16 protein-coding genes are annotated in these 14,947 nt (G+C 56.1%); 8 read left to right on the top strand and 8 right to left on the bottom strand.

Annotation, left to right across the window (positions count from 1 at the left end; all coding sequences use genetic code 11):
* Positions 1 to 6: 6 nt before the first annotated feature.
* The 3 genes from sufC to OXF42_00725 are packed head-to-tail and all read left to right on the top strand — an operon-like array spanning position 7 to position 2,360.
* On the top strand, positions 7 to 753 hold the full coding sequence (gene sufC, locus OXF42_00735; protein MCY4046628.1) for a Fe-S cluster assembly ATPase SufC: 747 nt from the start codon (positions 7 to 9) through the stop codon (positions 751 to 753).
* Between the two features lie 3 nt (positions 754 to 756).
* Entirely contained in the window at positions 757 to 2,061 is a 1,305-nt protein-coding gene (gene sufD, locus OXF42_00730; GenBank protein MCY4046627.1) for a Fe-S cluster assembly protein SufD, read from the top strand.
* Positions 2,061 to 2,360 carry a non-heme iron oxygenase ferredoxin subunit gene (locus OXF42_00725; GenBank protein MCY4046626.1) on the top strand — a complete coding sequence of 100 codons (300 nt, stop codon included), beginning with the start codon at positions 2,061 to 2,063 and terminating at the stop codon, positions 2,358 to 2,360. The genes sufD and OXF42_00725 overlap by 1 nt, the downstream gene beginning before the upstream one ends.
* A gap of 31 nt (positions 2,361 to 2,391) precedes the next feature.
* Here the strand turns inward: OXF42_00725 and rho are convergent, their stop codons facing one another.
* Entirely contained in the window at positions 2,392 to 3,642 is a 1,251-nt protein-coding gene (rho, locus tag OXF42_00720; GenBank protein MCY4046625.1) for a transcription termination factor Rho, read from the bottom strand.
* A gap of 248 nt (positions 3,643 to 3,890) precedes the next feature.
* On the opposite strand from rho, the gene OXF42_00715 reads away from it, so the two are divergent.
* From OXF42_00715 to ruvB, 4 genes are read left to right on the top strand one after another with little or no spacing between them, the layout of a single operon-like run.
* Positions 3,891 to 4,643: a YebC/PmpR family DNA-binding transcriptional regulator gene (locus tag OXF42_00715; GenBank protein ID MCY4046624.1), complete on the top strand. Its 753-nt coding sequence runs from the start codon at positions 3,891 to 3,893 to the stop codon at positions 4,641 to 4,643.
* Positions 4,640 to 5,197: a crossover junction endodeoxyribonuclease RuvC gene (gene ruvC, locus OXF42_00710; GenBank protein ID MCY4046623.1), complete on the top strand. Its 558-nt coding sequence runs from the start codon at positions 4,640 to 4,642 to the stop codon at positions 5,195 to 5,197. Before OXF42_00715 ends, ruvC begins: the two co-directional genes overlap by 4 nt.
* Positions 5,166 to 5,759, top strand: coding sequence for a Holliday junction branch migration protein RuvA (gene ruvA / locus OXF42_00705; GenBank protein ID MCY4046622.1), 594 nt, complete (start codon positions 5,166 to 5,168; stop codon positions 5,757 to 5,759). The genes ruvC and ruvA overlap by 32 nt, the downstream gene beginning before the upstream one ends.
* Entirely contained in the window at positions 5,756 to 6,787 is a 1,032-nt protein-coding gene (gene ruvB, locus OXF42_00700) for a Holliday junction branch migration DNA helicase RuvB (GenBank protein ID MCY4046621.1), read from the top strand. Before ruvA ends, ruvB begins: the two co-directional genes overlap by 4 nt.
* A gap of 46 nt (positions 6,788 to 6,833) precedes the next feature.
* Here ruvB and OXF42_00695 read toward each other — a convergent pair whose 3' ends face one another.
* The 4 genes from OXF42_00695 to lon form a co-directional block, all read right to left on the bottom strand.
* Positions 6,834 to 7,841 (bottom strand): restriction endonuclease, encoded by a 1,008-nt coding sequence (locus OXF42_00695; GenBank protein MCY4046620.1) that lies wholly within the window; start codon positions 7,839 to 7,841, stop codon positions 6,834 to 6,836.
* 173 nt (positions 7,842 to 8,014) lie between these two features.
* The gene (locus OXF42_00690) at positions 8,015 to 8,212 is read right to left on the bottom strand and encodes a type II toxin-antitoxin system HicB family antitoxin (GenBank protein MCY4046619.1); all 198 of its coding nucleotides are present in this window, start codon (positions 8,210 to 8,212) and stop codon (positions 8,015 to 8,017) included.
* Positions 8,213 to 8,269: 57 nt separating this feature from the next.
* Positions 8,270 to 9,316: an alcohol dehydrogenase catalytic domain-containing protein gene (locus OXF42_00685; protein MCY4046618.1), complete on the bottom strand. Its 1,047-nt coding sequence runs from the start codon at positions 9,314 to 9,316 to the stop codon at positions 8,270 to 8,272.
* Positions 9,316 to 11,739, bottom strand: a complete 2,424-nt coding sequence (gene lon, locus OXF42_00680; GenBank protein MCY4046617.1) for an endopeptidase La — start codon at positions 11,737 to 11,739, stop codon at positions 9,316 to 9,318. The genes OXF42_00685 and lon overlap by 1 nt, the downstream gene beginning before the upstream one ends.
* Positions 11,740 to 11,900: 161 nt before the next feature.
* On the opposite strand from lon, the gene OXF42_00675 reads away from it, so the two are divergent.
* On the top strand, positions 11,901 to 12,401 hold the full coding sequence (locus OXF42_00675) for a ferritin (GenBank protein ID MCY4046616.1): 501 nt from the start codon (positions 11,901 to 11,903) through the stop codon (positions 12,399 to 12,401).
* A 1-nt stretch (position 12,402) separates the two neighbouring features.
* Here OXF42_00675 and nadA read toward each other — a convergent pair whose 3' ends face one another.
* The 3 genes from nadA to OXF42_00660 all read right to left on the bottom strand — a co-directional run bounded on the left by nadA (position 12,403) and on the right by OXF42_00660 (position 14,945).
* Positions 12,403 to 13,359: a quinolinate synthase NadA gene (nadA, locus tag OXF42_00670; GenBank protein ID MCY4046615.1), complete on the bottom strand. Its 957-nt coding sequence runs from the start codon at positions 13,357 to 13,359 to the stop codon at positions 12,403 to 12,405.
* A gap of 98 nt (positions 13,360 to 13,457) precedes the next feature.
* Positions 13,458 to 14,183, bottom strand: a complete 726-nt coding sequence (locus OXF42_00665) for a methyltransferase (protein ID MCY4046614.1) — start codon at positions 14,181 to 14,183, stop codon at positions 13,458 to 13,460.
* A gap of 39 nt (positions 14,184 to 14,222) precedes the next feature.
* Complete coding sequence (locus OXF42_00660; protein ID MCY4046613.1) at positions 14,223 to 14,945, bottom strand: histidine phosphatase family protein; 723 nt, start codon at positions 14,943 to 14,945, stop codon at positions 14,223 to 14,225.
* Positions 14,946 to 14,947: the final 2 nt, after the last annotated feature.

Below are 14,947 nucleotides of genomic sequence, written 5' to 3'. Positions count from 1 at the left end.
AAAAAGATGCTTGAAATAAAAGACTTGCGCGCCTCGGTCGGCGAAAAGGAAATCCTGAAGGGAATTTCCCTGACGGTGGGCGCGGGGGAGATACACTCCATAATGGGCCCCAACGGCTCTGGCAAAAGCACGTTCTCGCAAATCCTCGCGGGCAAGGACTCCTACGAGGTTACGGGCGGCTCGGTCGCATTCCGGGGGGAAGACCTGCTTGAAATGGAGCCGGAGGAGCGCGCGGCGGCGGGGATGTTCATGGCTTTTCAATACCCCATTGAAATTCCGGGAGTCTCCAACGCATACCTGCTGCGGGAGGGGCTGAACTCCATCAGAAAGTCCAGAGGGGAAAAGCCCGTAAAGCACGTGGAGTTTTCAAAACTCGCAAAAGAGAAAATGGGCGGCCTAGGCATAGACGACTCATTTCTGTCGCGTCCCGTCAACGAGGGCTTTTCGGGCGGCGAGAAGAAAAGAAACGAAATTTTTCAGATGCAAATCCTTGAGCCGCACCTCGCCGTGCTTGATGAAACCGACTCCGGGCTGGACATAGACGCCCTCAAAATCGTGGCGGACGGAGTGAACGCAATGCGCTCGCCGGAGCGGTCTTTCATCATCATCACACACTACCAGCGGCTTCTTGAATACATCGTGCCGGACTTTGTTCACGTGATGGCGGACGGGAAGATAGTAAAATCCGGCGGCAAGGAACTCGCCCTTGAACTTGAGAGCAAGGGCTACGGATGGGTCGGGGAGACGGGCTGAGCGATGGCTGAAAACAACGGCATAGCAACCCTGTGCAACGCCGCCCCGGACACGGGGATAGAGGTTTTTGACAACATCAGAAAAGACGCCGCGCGCGCGGTGGCGGGCATTGAGTTCCCGTCCGTCCGCCACGAAGACTGGCGTTTTACCAATCTCGCGCCGGTGGAAAAGGCGGGCTACAAACTGCCTGCGGCAAACGGCGGGCTTAAGGGGAAAGGTTTTGACGACCGCCTGATAAAGGGGCTCGGCGCGCCCGCGCTTGTTTTTGTGAACGGCGTTTTCGCCCCCGCCCTGTCATCCCCGCGCGAGACGGAAACCGCCGCCGTCCTGCCGCTGTCTGCGGCGGCGAAAAAGCACGGCGGCGAGGTGGCGCGGCGGCTCGGAAGTTTGTCGGACTGCAAAACCGAATTTTTCACCGCGCTGAACACGGCGCTTTTTGAGGACGGCGCGTTTGTGCTGATACCGGAGGGAAAAACGGAAAAAGAACCCGTTTACATTGTTCACATATCAAGCGCGGGAGACACCCCCTCGGTAACGGCGGCAAGAAACCTGATAGTGGCGGGCGACGGGGCGCGCGCGGCGGTGGTTGAGCATTACATTTCAGCCGATGACGGAAACTGCCTCTCAAACAATCTGTCGGAGGTGTTTATCGGCGAGGGCGGGGATGTGGAGCACTACCGCCTTGAGTTTGAAAACACCGGCGGCGTCCACGTGTCAACGCTCAACATGACGCAGGAGAGAGACTCCAACGCGCGCTCGCACTCGGTTCTCGCCGGCGGGCGCATAGTGAGGAACAACGTCCACCCGGTTCTCGCCGGGCGGGGTTGCGACTCAATCATAAACGGGCTTTTCATGCCGGACGGCAACCGGCACATGGACAACTTTATGAAGGTTGAGCACGCCGCGCCGCACTGCGGGAGCAGGCAGATTTACAACGGCGTTCTGAACGAAAAGGGGCGCGGGGTTTTTCACGGGCGCATAGTCGTCCATAAGGGCGCGGTCAAGACGGACGCCAAGCAGACAAACCGCAACCTTCTGCTGTCGGACGCCGCCCGCATAGACACCAAGCCCCAGCTTGAGATATACAACGATGATGTGAAATGCACCCACGGGGCGACCATCGGACAGATGGATGAGGACTCGGTTTTTTATCTGCGCTCGCGCGGCATACCGGAAAAAGAGGCGCGCTCCGTAATCCTGCGCGGATTTACGGGCGAAAGCATCTCCCTTATGAGGTCCGAACCGGTCAGGGATTTCGTTGAGAAAGAGTCCGAGCGGTGGTTTAACCGCGCGCTTGAAAACGGCTGATGAAGAAGATAGCGGACTCATCGGAGATTGCCCCCGGAGAGATAAAATCCTTCACGGTCGGCTTTGACGAGGTGGCAGTCTGCAATGTGGACGGGCGCATGTGCGCCTTCATAGACCGCTGCACTCATCAGGACCTGCCGCTTTCGGACGGCGACCTCAGCGGCGGGGTTGTCACTTGCGCCTATCACGGCGCGCAGTTCAATGTTGAAACGGGGGAAGCCCTTTGCATGCCCGCCACCGAGCCGCTTGAGACGGTGGAAGTCCGGGTGGAAAACGGTTCAGTTTTTATAGACCTGTGAGCAATGTTCGCGCCGGTTGCGCGCCCCGCCCCTACTGATTCATTCCGGTCAGGAACTCTTTGTTGTTTTTGGTGCCGCGCATTTTTTCCAGCAGGAACTCCATCGCGTCAACCGTGTTCATCGGGTTCAGGATCTTGCGGAGCAGCCACACCCTGTTGAGCTCCTCTTCGCTGAGAAGCAACTCCTCTTTCCTCGTGCCGGAGCGCTGAAGCTCCACGGCGGGGAAGATCCTTCTGTCCGCAAGTTTTCTGTCAAGGTAGCACTCCATATTGCCCGTGCCCTTGAACTCCTCAAAAATCACTTCATCCATTCTGCTTCCGGTGTCTATGAGCGCGGTGGCGATGATGGTCAGGCTGCCCCCCTGCTCGGTGTTTCTCGCCGCCCCGAAAAACCTCTTGGGCTTCTGGAGGGCGTTTGCCTCAATTCCGCCGGAAAGAACCCTTCCGCTCGCGGGAGTCACGGTGTTGCTCGCGCGCGCAAGGCGGGTCAGGCTGTCCAGCAGAACGACCACGTCCCTGCCCTGCTCCACATACCGCTTCGCTTTTTCAAGAACCATGTCCGCAACCTGAATATGGCGTTTGGGCGGCTCGTCAAAGGTTGAGCTCACCACCTCGCCCACAACCGACCTCTGCATGTCCGTAACCTCTTCGGGACGCTCGTCTATCAGAAGAACGATGAGTTTCACATCGGGGTGGTTGTCCGTAATTCCGTTGGCAATGTGCTGGAGCAGTATGGTTTTTCCCGTTCTCGGCGGGGCGACTATCATAGCCCTCTGCCCGAGCCCGACGGGAACGAACAGGTTCAAAACCCTCGTGCTGAACTCCTTGGCGTTGTGCTCAAGGTTGAGCCGCTGCTCCGGGTGGAGCGGGACCAGATTTTCAAACGGAATCCGCTCGTTGCATCTGGCGGGGTCTTCACCGTTGACGGAATCTATTTTCAAAAGCGCAAGGTTTTTCTCGCCCTCTCTGGGAAGGCGGACCTGCCCCTTGACCGTGTCTCCGGTTTTGAGACCGGCGGAGCGAATCTGCGATTTTGACACATACACATCATCGGGGCCGAACAGGTAGCTGTTTTTCGGCGAGCGCAGAAATCCGTATCCCTCGGTCAGCATCTCAAGAACGCCCTCCGAAATTATTGAGCCGTCCTCGCGCCCGCTTGTTGAGCGCATGATGGCGTAAACAAGGTCGTGGCGCGACATCACGGTGGTGTCGCCGGCGCCCGCCTCGGTCGCCATCTTCACAAGTTCGCTGTTGGGTTTTTTGCGCAGGTCGTCAAGCGTAATCTCCCCGGACGCATCCGGCGCGCCGTTCTTGCGCTTGTGTGAAGGCTCCGCCGCCTTTTCCTTCTTTTCTTTTGCCATAAGTTAAATCAAGCCGAAATTGGAACCGCCCGCCCGGAGGCGGAACGGGAACGAGGACCTGTAGCCTCAAGTCCATTCTACAGCAGTCCCGCCGCTTGTCAAGGGAGGCGGTAAAATCTTGCCAAACTCCCCGCCCTGCCTTACAATTACCGCCACGGGAGATTTTCGCCATGGCAGGGCATTCAAAGTGGGCAAACATCAAGCACAGAAAGGCCGCCGTTGACGCCAAGCGCGGCAAGGTGTTCACAAAGGTCATACGCGAGCTGACGGTCGCCGCCCGGCAGGGCGGCGCGGACACCGAGGCAAACCCGCGCCTCCGGACTGCGGTCGCGCTCGCAAAGAGCCACAACATGCCCGGCGACACCATTGACCGCGCAATTAAACGCGGCTCCGGCGGCACGGACGGGGCGGACTTTCAGGAAATTTTCTACGAAGGCTACGGCCCCGGCGGAAGCGCGGTTTACGTGCGCGCCCTCACGGACAACAAAAACCGCACCGTTTCGGACATAAGGCACATATTCAGCAAGCACGGCGGAAGCCTCGGCGAGAACGGCTGCGTCTCCTGGATGTTTGAAATGAAGGGAAGGATAGACTTCCCGGCTGATGTTGACGCGGAAAAACTTTTTGACGCGGCAATAGAGGCGGGCGCGGACGATGTTCTGTCGGAAGACGGCGAGTCGGCGGTAATAACGGCGGTTGACAGTTTTGAAAAAGTGAAACAGTCGCTTGAAGCGGCGGGCTTCAAACACGAGGCGGCCGCCGTAACCATGATCCCCACAAACAACGTCAGAATAGAGGGCAGGGAGGCGAACAAGATGATTCAACTCGTGGAAACCCTTGAAGACAGCGATGACGTTCAGAATGTTTACGCCAATTTTGACATTGACGACAAACTGCTTGAAGAGTTGAGCGAAGGGCAGTGAGGGTCATCGGGATTGACCCCGGCTCGCTTTCGTGCGGATACGGGATTGTGGAGCGTAGCGGGAATACGCTGCGTGTTGTGGAAAGCGGCGCGATACGCCCCAAACGCTCGCTTCCGGTGTCGGAGCGTTTAAGCGAGATAAGCGTCGGCATCTCCCTGAAGATCCGGACGTTTTCCCCCTCCTGCATGTCAATTGAAAAGGTGTTCATGGCGAAGAATTCCAAATCCGCCATCCATCTGGGGCAGGCGCGCGGAACGGCGCTTGCCGCCGCCGGGACGGCCTCCATAGAGGCGCACGAATACTCGTCCACGGGGGTTAAAAAATCGGTAACGGGCAACGGGCGGGCGACAAAAGACGAGGTTAAAAAGATGGTCTCCATTATGACGGGAAAGCGCGAGTTTGCCTCCCCGGACGAGTCGGACGCCATAGCGGTGGCAATTTGCCACATCAACAATGCGGACGCGGCGGAGAAAATACCGGGTTTTTCCGCCGGACGGAGGCAAAGGAGGCGTTTCTCGCCCGATGATTTCCCTGCTGAAAGGAAAGGTTGTTAAAAAGTCTCCCGGCTCGGCGGTAATTGAAGCAGGCGGGGTCGGCTACGGGTTTGTGCCGTCCGCCCGCGCGTTTGAGGAAATGCCCGGCGAGGGCAAAGAGGCCGTGCTTCACATTCACACCCATCTTTCGGTGAACGCGAGGGAGGGCGCGCTTGAGCTGTTCGGATTTTCATCCGGGTATGAGAAGGAGATTTTTGAAAAACTGCTCGGCGTTTCAGGCGTGGGGCCTCGGGCCGCGCTGAAGATTCTGTCGTGCATATCCGCGGAGCGGCTTGCCGAAGCCGTGCGCAAGGGCGACCTTGACAGGAGAAAGATCACCGGCCTCGGCCCGAAGAGGGCGGCGGCGTTAATGAACGAGCTCAAGGGCAAGGTTCTGCCGCCTCCGGGCCCCCAGACCGGCGAAACCGGTGATGACGCCGAGGCCGTTTTTTCCGTCCTGAGAAACTACGGCTTTACCGCCGCGGAGATAAGGGGCGCGCAAAGGGAGATTGAGGAGGAGGCGAAGGAGGCGGGGAGTTTTGAGGAGGCGGTAAAGAGCGCGCTCAGGGTGATGAGGAAATGAGCGGGGAGACGGAAAACAGGGCGGTTAGCCCGGAGGCCGAGGCGTCTGAAAGGGCGGGCGAGGAGAGGTTGCGCCCGGAGAAACTGGGTGATTTTCTGGGGCAGGAAAAGAGCAAGGAAAAAGTGGCCGTTTTCATCGGCGCGGCAAAAAAGAGAAAGGCGGCGGCGGACCATCTTCTTCTCTGCGGCCCTCCGGGGCTTGGCAAAACGACTCTCGCCCGCATAGTTGCGGCGGAACTGGGGGCGGAGCTTCACCAGACATCGGGCCCCGTGCTTGAGAGAACGGGAGACCTTGCCGCCATGCTGACCGGCCTCGGCGCGGGGGATGTTCTTTTCATAGACGAAATCCACCGCACCAACAGGATAGTTGAGGAATATCTTTACTCCGCAATGGAGGATTTCAGCATAGACCTTCTCATGGGCGAGGGCCCGTCCGCCCGTTCAATGAAGATAACCCTTGAGCCGTTCACGCTCATCGGGGCGACCACCAGAACCGGGCTGCTGACCTCCCCGCTTCATTCGCGTTTTGGAATGGAGTTGCGGCTGGAGTATTACGAAGGCGCGGAGATTGAGACCATCATAAAGCGTTCGGCGCGCATAATGGGCGTTGAGATAGACGCCGCCGCCGCCGCGCGCATAGCCGAGAGGTCGCGGGGGACGCCGAGGGTGGCAAACCGGCTTCTCCGCCGCGCGCGGGACTACGCCCTTGTGAAGGCGGACGGCAACATCGGCGAGAAAGAGGCGACCGCCTGTCTTGAGATGCTTGAGATTGACACCATGGGCCTTGACGGGCTTGACCGCGCCATACTTGAGGCCATCATCGTCAAGTTCGGCGGCGGCCCCGTGGGCGTGGAAACCATCGCCGCCACAGTAAGCGAAGACAGAGACACCATAGAGCAGGTGTATGAGCCGTTTCTGCTCAGGTGCGGGTTGCTTGAAAAAACCCCGAGGGGAAGAAAGGCCGCGCCGCTCGCCTACAGTCATCTGGGAATGGAAACGCCTTCGGGAATGCAGAAAAGGATTTTGTAGTCGGGGTTAAACTTGCAAAACTGATTTCACAGTCTAGCATGAAGATTCAATCCTCATCCACCAACAGCCAGATTTGTTGCATAGGTAGCTCGGCTTGAATCTCTTTTGGAAGGTTAGAGTAAACATCCTGAATTTCATTGACAAGATCTTCCGCATTCCACAAGCGGATATTGAAAAAATCGCGCTTGGCTTCCTCCTCCACATTGCGATTAAAACCACCCCATGAGACCAAGAGCCCATGCGTGGCACCAAATTTCTGCATAACACCTTTCAATTCATTATAGGTCGTAGAGTTAATCGGCGTATCACCTGACTTCACCTGAACGCAAAGACGAGGTTCATCAAATCCCATTGACCCTCGTCCTGCCAGAATATCTACACCGCCATCGGACCCCTTTCTCGGATTGGGGCGAACTTCGAAACCTTGAGCTTTCAAAACTTCAGCAACCAAATCTTCCATGCGATGACTTTTGAATTTGTAACCGATAAAATCGCTGACTTGATCATGTGCCAACTGTGCCAAATCAGGAAGTGCCTGCTCTTCATCCCCTGTATTATCAGTCTCTTCCTCTGGCTGTGGCTTTCCCTCTATGACCGCTTTTATTCTATCTTCCTTGTTTTTGTTCACACGAAAGACAGTTAATAGGGAGCCAAAGGCATAGAGAAGGTCCTTATCAAAAGCACTCCGTGGAATTGGCTCACTTTTCCATTTTACTTTTCTACTGTGATGAGCACTTTCGGGATTACCACCTATATACTCATAGTCACCGACAACCTCTCCAAACGCAATTGTAGGTCGTTTTTTTAGGGGTAACGCGAGCAAATCACCAACTTGAATCTCCTTGATGAACCTAAATATCTGCCCCGTATGGTTCCCCACTTTATAGGAGTTCCAATCTGGATATTTTTTCTCCAAGAGTTCGCGTATTTGTTCTCGTGTATGTATGTCGGACAAATCGCCGAGATGAGTCCAACCAATGAACGCCCGTCCTTGCTCAAGAGCGAGGTCTTCTTCTCCCCCATGTTTTCCAGCCCTTGCCACCCAAATCGCCATTTTACTAATACCCTGAAAGTGCTACAGAAAGCCGCATAACCAGTATTCTTCCAGCCGTTTTCACTTGAAAGTTACCCCATTTGGTCAGGTATGGGAAGTCTCTGCCCCGGATTTTCCCCTATCTGTCCAGCGGCACTTCCCTTATGAATTCGTCCCAGTGGGTTTCGGCATTGCTAAACGGCGACTTCAACTTTGCGGATGTATTTCCCTTTACAATTCTCATCCACAACCGCCAGATAGTCACAAATCGCCTCGCGTATGTTTGCAAGCGCCTCCGCCTCCGTTTCACCCTGTGAGACGCAACCCGGAAGACCGGGGCAGGAAATGCTGTATCCCTCTTCGGAATGCTGTAAAACAACCTTGTATTCCATAACGCCAAATTATACATAAAACGGGAAAACAGGAGTTATTCCGGAAAAACACCCTCATCAGGGGGTCAAAACGACCTTGACCGCATTTTCCATCCTCTTGTCCATAAGTTCATACCCCTTCGGAGTGTCGGAAAGCGGCAAGTCGTGGGAGATGATGAAAGACGGGTCAACCCTCCCGCTCTCAACGAGAGGAAGGAGTTTTGAGATGTAATTCTTCGCCGGGCAGACCCCGCCGCGCAGAGTGAAATTTTTAAGATAAAAATCAAGCATCGGTATTGCCACAGGCTCAAGAAACAGACCGATAAACGATATTACGCCGCCCGGACGGACAACCTTGAAGGTTTCAAGAAGAGCGGACTCCGAACCGATGCACTCGCACGCGGAGTCTGCGCCGAGGCCGCCGGTAATCTCCATAACCCTCTCCGCCGGGTCTTCATTTGAAGAGTTGATGACAAAATCCGCCCCCGCGCTCTTTGCCATGCCCAGCCGGTAATCATGGTGGCCGACAGTTATCACCTTTGAAGGACTGAAAAGCCGCGCCGAAGCGGTCGCAAGAAGCCCGAGGGGGCCGTCTCCGAAAACCACCACCACACCGCCGGGTTTGATGTCCGCCCACTCGGCGCAGAAATACGCCGTTGAGAAAACATCACCGAGAAAAAGAAGTTTCTCGTCCTCAACACTTTCGGGAACTTTCTCAAGCGTGGTGTCGGCAAGCGCCACCCGGACAAACTCCGCCTGCCCGCCGCCGTATCCCCCGAACGCCTCGCCGAAACCAAAGCAACCGCCGCCCCCCGTGCATGAAGTCGGAAAATGGTTGTGGCAGTTTGCGCAACCCCCGCAACTGACCCAGAACGGAGCCACAACCCTGTCGCCCTTTTTCAGCCCCCTTGCGTCCTTTCCGGCGTCTTCAACAACGCCCATGAACTCATGCCCCACGACAAAACCCTCATCCATGGGGACAACCCCCCTGTAGAAATGAAGGTCTGAGCCGCAAACGGCGCTCTTTGTAACACGCACTATCGCATCGCGCCCGTCTTTTATGGCGGGGTCGGCGACATTTTCAACGCTCACATCGCCCGGTTTGTTGTAAACCACCGCTTTCATCAGTTCATTTTCGTCCCGGAAACCCCGATGGCCCCCTTGGCTTCAAACGGGGAGACAAAACTCTTGAGCAACGGCTCATCGGAAATTATTGCCTCCTCAAGAACCTTGTCCATGTGCTCAACAAGTTTAATCTCAACACCTTTCTTAACCTCCGCGGGAACGTCCTCAAGGTCTTTCTCATTCTCCTGCGGGAGAAGCACGGTTTTGACCTTTCCGCGCTGGGCGGCAAGGATTTTCTCCTTCAGCCCGCCTATGGGCAGCACCCGCCCGCGAAGCGTTATCTCGCCGGTCATCGCAATGTCGCGCCTGACCGGTTTTTTGAGCAGGGCGGACACAATGGCGGTAACAATCGCTATCCCGGCGGAGGGGCCGTCCTTGGGGGTCGCGCCCTCCGGGGCGTGAATGTGTATGTCAACCATCTGGTAGAAATCCCTGTCCAGCCCCAGCTGCGCGCCGCGCGAGCGCACGTAACTCATGGCCGCGCGGGCGGATTCCTTCATCACGTTTTCGCCCTCCGGCTTGACTCCCGTAACCGTGAACCCCCCCTTTCCGGGAACTATCGTAACCTCTATGGTGAGCAACTCGCCGCCCACCTCGGTCCACGCAAGGCCGGTTACCGCCCCTATCTGGTCATCTTCTTCTATCTCGCCGTGCTTGAACTTGGGAACGCCCAGATAGCCGCCGATGTTCTTTGCCGTTACCCTGACTTTGGAGCGGGACTTGCCGCCTTCGGTCTCGGCGACCTTCCTTGCCACCTTTCTGCAAAGTTTGGCTATCTCGCGCTCAAGCGTGCGCACCCCGGCCTCCCGCGTGTAGCGGCGGATTATCTCAAGAAGCGCGGTGTCGGCGACACCCGTCAGGGAATCCTCCAGCCCGTGCTCTTTTGTCTGCTTGCCGAGCAGAAACTTTTTGGCGATGTGCAGTTTCTCATCCTCGGTGTAGCCCGGTATGCGGATGATCTCCATCCTGTCCTGAAGCGCCCACGGAATGGTGTGAGTGATGTTCGCCGTGGCTATGAACAGAACTTTGGACAGGTCGTAATCCGCCTCTATGTAGTGGTCGTTGAAGTTGGAGTTCTGCTCCGGGTCAAGGCACTCAAGCAGGGCGGACGCCGGGTCGCCCCGGAAGTCCATCCCCAGTTTGTCTATCTCGTCAAGCAGGAACACAGGGTTGATTGTGCCCGCCTTTTTCATTCCCTGAATGATTTTTCCGGGAAGCGCGCCTATGTAGGTTCTCCTGTGGCCGCGAATCTCGGACTCGTCCCGCACCCCGCCAAGGGAGACACGGACGAACTTCCTCCCCATTGAGCGGGCTATGGACTTGGCAAGGGAGGTTTTTCCCACCCCCGGAGGACCCACAAAGCAAAGTATGGGGCCGCGAATCTTCTCGGTGAGCGTCCGCACCGAAAGGTATTCAAGAATTCTGTCCTTGGGGTCTCTGAGGCCGTAGTGGTCTTCTTCAAGTATGCTCCTCGCCTCTTTTATGTCCAGGCGGTCTTTGGTGTGCTCCTTGGTCCACGGGAGGTCCATTATCCAGTCAACATAGTTTCTGACAACGGTTGCCTCGGCGGACATTGAAGGCATCATCTTGAGTTTTTTCAGTTCCTTTTTGACCCTCTCCTCAACCTCTTTGGGAAGCCCCTTGTCCTTGAGTTTCGCCTCAATCTCCTGAACATCGGACTTCATGTCGTCCTTTTCGCCGAGTTCCTTCTGTATCGCCTTCATCTGCTCGGTCAGATAGTACTCCCTCTGGGATTTCTCCATCTGCCTGCGCACCCGCTTGCCTATCCTCTTTTCTATCTCAAGAATCTCCACCTCTTCCTGCATCTTCTCGTGCAGTTTTTTCATCCTCTCTTCGGGGTCTCCGGTCTCAAGCAGTTCCTGCTTGTCGGTAATTTTGAGGTTCAGGTGGGAGGCCACCGTATCCGAAAGGCGTCCCATGTCTTCAATTGCCGAAACGGTTGAGAAGACCTCGCCCGGTATTTTTCTGTTGAGTTTTATGTAGCCCTCAAACGCCTTGAGAACCGACCTTCTGAGCGCGTCCCCCTCAACGCTTTCTGCGCCCCGCGACTCTTCAATGACCGACACCCTGACCTTGTAGAAGTCCGATGTCTCAATGTATTGCTCTATGCGCCCCCTCTTTTTGCCCTCAACCAGAACCTTCACCGTTCCGTCCGGCAGGCGGAGCATCTGGGCGACCGTGCCTATGACGCCCGTGGAGTAAATGTCTTCAGTTTTGGGCTCGTTTTCACTCGCGTCCATCTGGGTGCACAGGAAGATTTCCTTGTCGGCATTCTCGGCCTCTTCAATCGCCTTGATTGAGCGCGCGCGCCCCACAAACAGGGGGGCGACCATGTGCGGAAACATAACGACATCCCTCAGGGGAAGCATCGGCATGTCTTTGGAGATTTTTTCGGAGCTCATGATTTGAGAACTCTCCCTGGCGCGGCGCGCCTCGTTTGACCATTCACATAACATTATATAAGCACGCCGCAACGCTTATCAACTGGGCGGGGGAAAAATTCTCAAGTTGAAAGCCGCCCCGCGCGCCCTTATAATGAGTGAACCGGGAGGAAAACAGGGATATGACCATAGGAAAAAAGCTTCAGACCGCCGTAAACAAGCAGGTAAACGCCGAGTTTTACGCCTCATACCTGTATCTGTCCATGGCTGCCGACTGCGAAGCCGGAGGCTTTCCGGGCTTCGGCAGGTGGATGAGGAAACAGAGCGAGGAGGAAACCGCCCACGCGATGAAACTGTTTGACTTTGTTCTTGACAGGGGCGGGCGTGTGGAACTGGGGGCGATAGCCAAGCCCAAATCGTCTTTCGGCGGCCCCGCAAAGATGTTTGAGGAGGCCCTCAAACACGAGCGCAAGGTAACGCAGATGATACATGACCTTCACCGGCTTGCGGTTGCCGAGAAGGATTCTGCGACCGCCGTGATGCTTGAGTGGTTTATAGAGGAGCAGGTTGAAGAGGAGAAAACCGCCACAGACATTCTGGACAGTCTGAAAATGGCGGGAGACAACCCCGCCGCCCTGCTTATGCTTGACAGGGAAGTGGGAGCGAGAGAGGCGGCTGAATAATTCAGCCCGTGGGAACTCCGAGCATTCTGTCTATGGGCTTCTTTGCCCTCTGCGCCAGTTCTTCGGGAACTTTCACCTCAAAGATTTCCTCCTCAAGGGAGCGCAGAACCTTGTCAAGGGTTATCATTTTCATATACTCGCAAACGGCTTCGGCGCTTGCCGGAAAAAACTTTTTGCCGGGGTTGTCTTTTCTGAGGCGGTGAAGCATTCCCGTTTCGGTGGCGACAATGAACTCGTCTCCGCCGCTGCGGGCGCGCTCCGTCATTCCGGAGGTTGAGAGAAACCTGACATCGCCCTTCCCCGCGCCGTGGTAGAGGTAGTGGGTTGTGCAGCCGCATTCGGGATGAACCACCACTTCCGCGCCCGGATGCTCGTCTTTTGCGCGTTTGATGTCGCCGACTTTAATGCCGGTGTGAACATGGCACTCGCCGGGCCAGATCTCCATTTCCCTGCCCGTAACCTTGGCAACGTATGACCCCAGAAATATGTCCGGCAGAAACAGTATTTTTCTGTCCGGGGGGATTGATTCCACCACCCGGACGGCGTTTGAGGAGGTAACGCAGTAGTCGCTTTCAGACTTCACCTCCGCCGATGTGTTCACGTATGAAACCACCACCGCGCCCGGATGTTCGTCCTTCCATTCTCTCAACTGGTCGGCGGTGATGGTGTCGGACAGCGAGCAGCCCGCCGCTGTGTCTGGGATTAAAACCTTTTTTTCCGGCGAGATGATGCTTGCCGTTTCCGCCATGAAGTGGACGCCGCAGAAAACTATGATGTCGGCGTCGGTGCGCGCCGCCAGTTGAGAGAGGCCGAGCGAGTCTCCGACATAGTCCGCCACGTCCTGCACTTCTGGAATCTGGTAGTTGTGCGCCAGAATAACGGCGTTCTTGTCTCTTTTGAGAGATTCTATACGCCGCGCAGTCTCCGCCGTTTCACCAGCCATTGCGGTTTTGATTATAGCATAGAAACGGGGGGCGGAAGTCCGAGCCTTACGCCAAGTCGCATTGCCAGAGGTTTCCGGAATGACACGCTGACTTCATGCAACCCGGCTGATTTCTACCCGCCTATAAAAATGCGGATTTCTCCGCTCTCGTCTATAACAACCATCTCGCCATCCTGCTTTCTGGCAAGCGCCTGTCCGTTGTAGAAAGGCTCAAGATACCGGTAACGGTGACCGCCCGAAGCATCATTTCCGTCTTTGTCTATATGAAACCAGCCGCCCGCGTCACGGGCGCACGCATATCCTTTGTGAGGAACATCCAGGTCAAAAAATGCACCCGTATTAACAAACCTGCCCTCCGAATCAACGTGCCGACACAAGCCGTCCGGAGAGCGAACCACAGCAACACACTCCCTGAAATCACCCGCATAGAGATGCGGGCCGCCCGGAAGCGGTTCGCCATTTTTGCGTATGTGGTAATAGCGTCCCCGCGCATCTCTGACCGGACAGCGTTGCCGCTGAAAATTGCCGCACCAGTTCCATGTTCCCCCGTATGCGCTGCCTCCGTCCGGATGTATGTGAAACCACTCGCGCTGGAGCATGACCGCCGCCAGACCCTCATAGAAATTAAAGGCGCGAGTGAAACGCTCCGAGTATGCCGGGTTGCCGTCTGGCAGGATGTGAAACCCACCGGCGCCCAGTTGCGCCGCTGCAAGCCCGGGGGCGCGAAACGGCAAAACCTTGTCGTATCTTGCCGGATACAGGGCTTCACCACCGAGGACTTTCAAGTGATGAGTGCCCTCAGGCGCGGGCGCGGTGTTTTTCCACTGCTCAGAATTCATTTGAATTTCAATAGCGGCCCACAGAACTGTTCTCCATTATCATTGCCGCTCTATGAAGGAAGTAAAGGAAATCGGACATTTCCTGATTCTTCCCTTGTGATAATACATCCAGCAAGAATCGGCTTTCCAAATAAACAGCGCGTCCAGATAATTCGCATAACTGTCATCAGCCCGGCTGACAATCCTTCCCGTTGCGTATGAAACGGCAACATTAACAAGCCAGTCGTGAGTGATGCCGACGCACAGCCCGCGCCTTCGAGAGCCAATAATGCCTTTCATAAGTTCCACTGTTGCGGAAAACGGAGGGCTAAAACCCGGATACGGAATTTTATCGCCGCACTCCGACATGCGTTTGATGAAATGGTCGTAAAAATCTTTTTCCGATACCAGACGGGACAGGGTGGTTTCCGCCACCTCAAAGTTTGAAACATAGATATCACACCGCAATCCCAACCATTCTTCAGGGACACTCCCCGAACCGCCGCCTCTCCGCAAACCGTCCGCCGTTTGCCGACAGCGCGGCACCGGGCTGTGCAGTATCCGGGAGATTCCACCCCGCATTATTTTTCCCGCCTCTACGGCATCGCGCTCGCCCCGTGCCGTCAACAACACGTCATTGCCGTGCTCTCCCTCAGGTATTTTACCCCTCTCGGCGTGGCGCATCACCGCCGCCGCCAAGGCATCAGGCGGGATTACATCCATCGCTTTTCCAATGTGGTCGAAGGCGTTTTTGCCGCCGATAATTTGCGCTTCCTCTTTCAAAC

The organism is Candidatus Dadabacteria bacterium (genome assembly GCA_026708565.1).
Lineage (GTDB): Bacteria > Desulfobacterota_D > UBA1144 > Nemesobacterales > Mycalebacteriaceae > Mycalebacterium.
This window is presented reverse-complemented; position numbering and strand designations above follow the sequence as displayed.

Bases quoted from the DNA above. Each gene is read 5' to 3' on its own strand.
- sufC (MCY4046628.1), top strand. From the start codon at position 7: ATGCTTGAAATAAAAGACTTGCGCGCCTCGGTCGGCGAAAAGGAAATC.
- sufD (MCY4046627.1), top strand. From the start codon at position 757: ATGGCTGAAAACAACGGCATAGCAACCCTGTGCAACGCCGCCCCGGAC.
- OXF42_00725 (MCY4046626.1), top strand. From the start codon at position 2,061: ATGAAGAAGATAGCGGACTCATCGGAGATTGCCCCCGGAGAGATAAAA.
- OXF42_00715 (MCY4046624.1), top strand. From the start codon at position 3,891: ATGGCAGGGCATTCAAAGTGGGCAAACATCAAGCACAGAAAGGCCGCC.
- ruvA (MCY4046622.1), top strand. From the start codon at position 5,166: ATGATTTCCCTGCTGAAAGGAAAGGTTGTTAAAAAGTCTCCCGGCTCG.
- ruvB (MCY4046621.1), top strand. From the start codon at position 5,756: ATGAGCGGGGAGACGGAAAACAGGGCGGTTAGCCCGGAGGCCGAGGCG.
- OXF42_00695 (MCY4046620.1), bottom strand. From the start codon at position 7,841: ATGGCGATTTGGGTGGCAAGGGCTGGAAAACATGGGGGAGAAGAAGAC.
- OXF42_00690 (MCY4046619.1), bottom strand. From the start codon at position 8,212: ATGGAATACAAGGTTGTTTTACAGCATTCCGAAGAGGGATACAGCATT.
- OXF42_00685 (MCY4046618.1), bottom strand. From the start codon at position 9,316: ATGAAAGCGGTGGTTTACAACAAACCGGGCGATGTGAGCGTTGAAAAT.
- lon (MCY4046617.1), bottom strand. From the start codon at position 11,739: ATGAGCTCCGAAAAAATCTCCAAAGACATGCCGATGCTTCCCCTGAGG.
- OXF42_00675 (MCY4046616.1), top strand. From the start codon at position 11,901: ATGACCATAGGAAAAAAGCTTCAGACCGCCGTAAACAAGCAGGTAAAC.
- OXF42_00665 (MCY4046614.1), bottom strand. From the start codon at position 14,183: ATGAATTCTGAGCAGTGGAAAAACACCGCGCCCGCGCCTGAGGGCACT.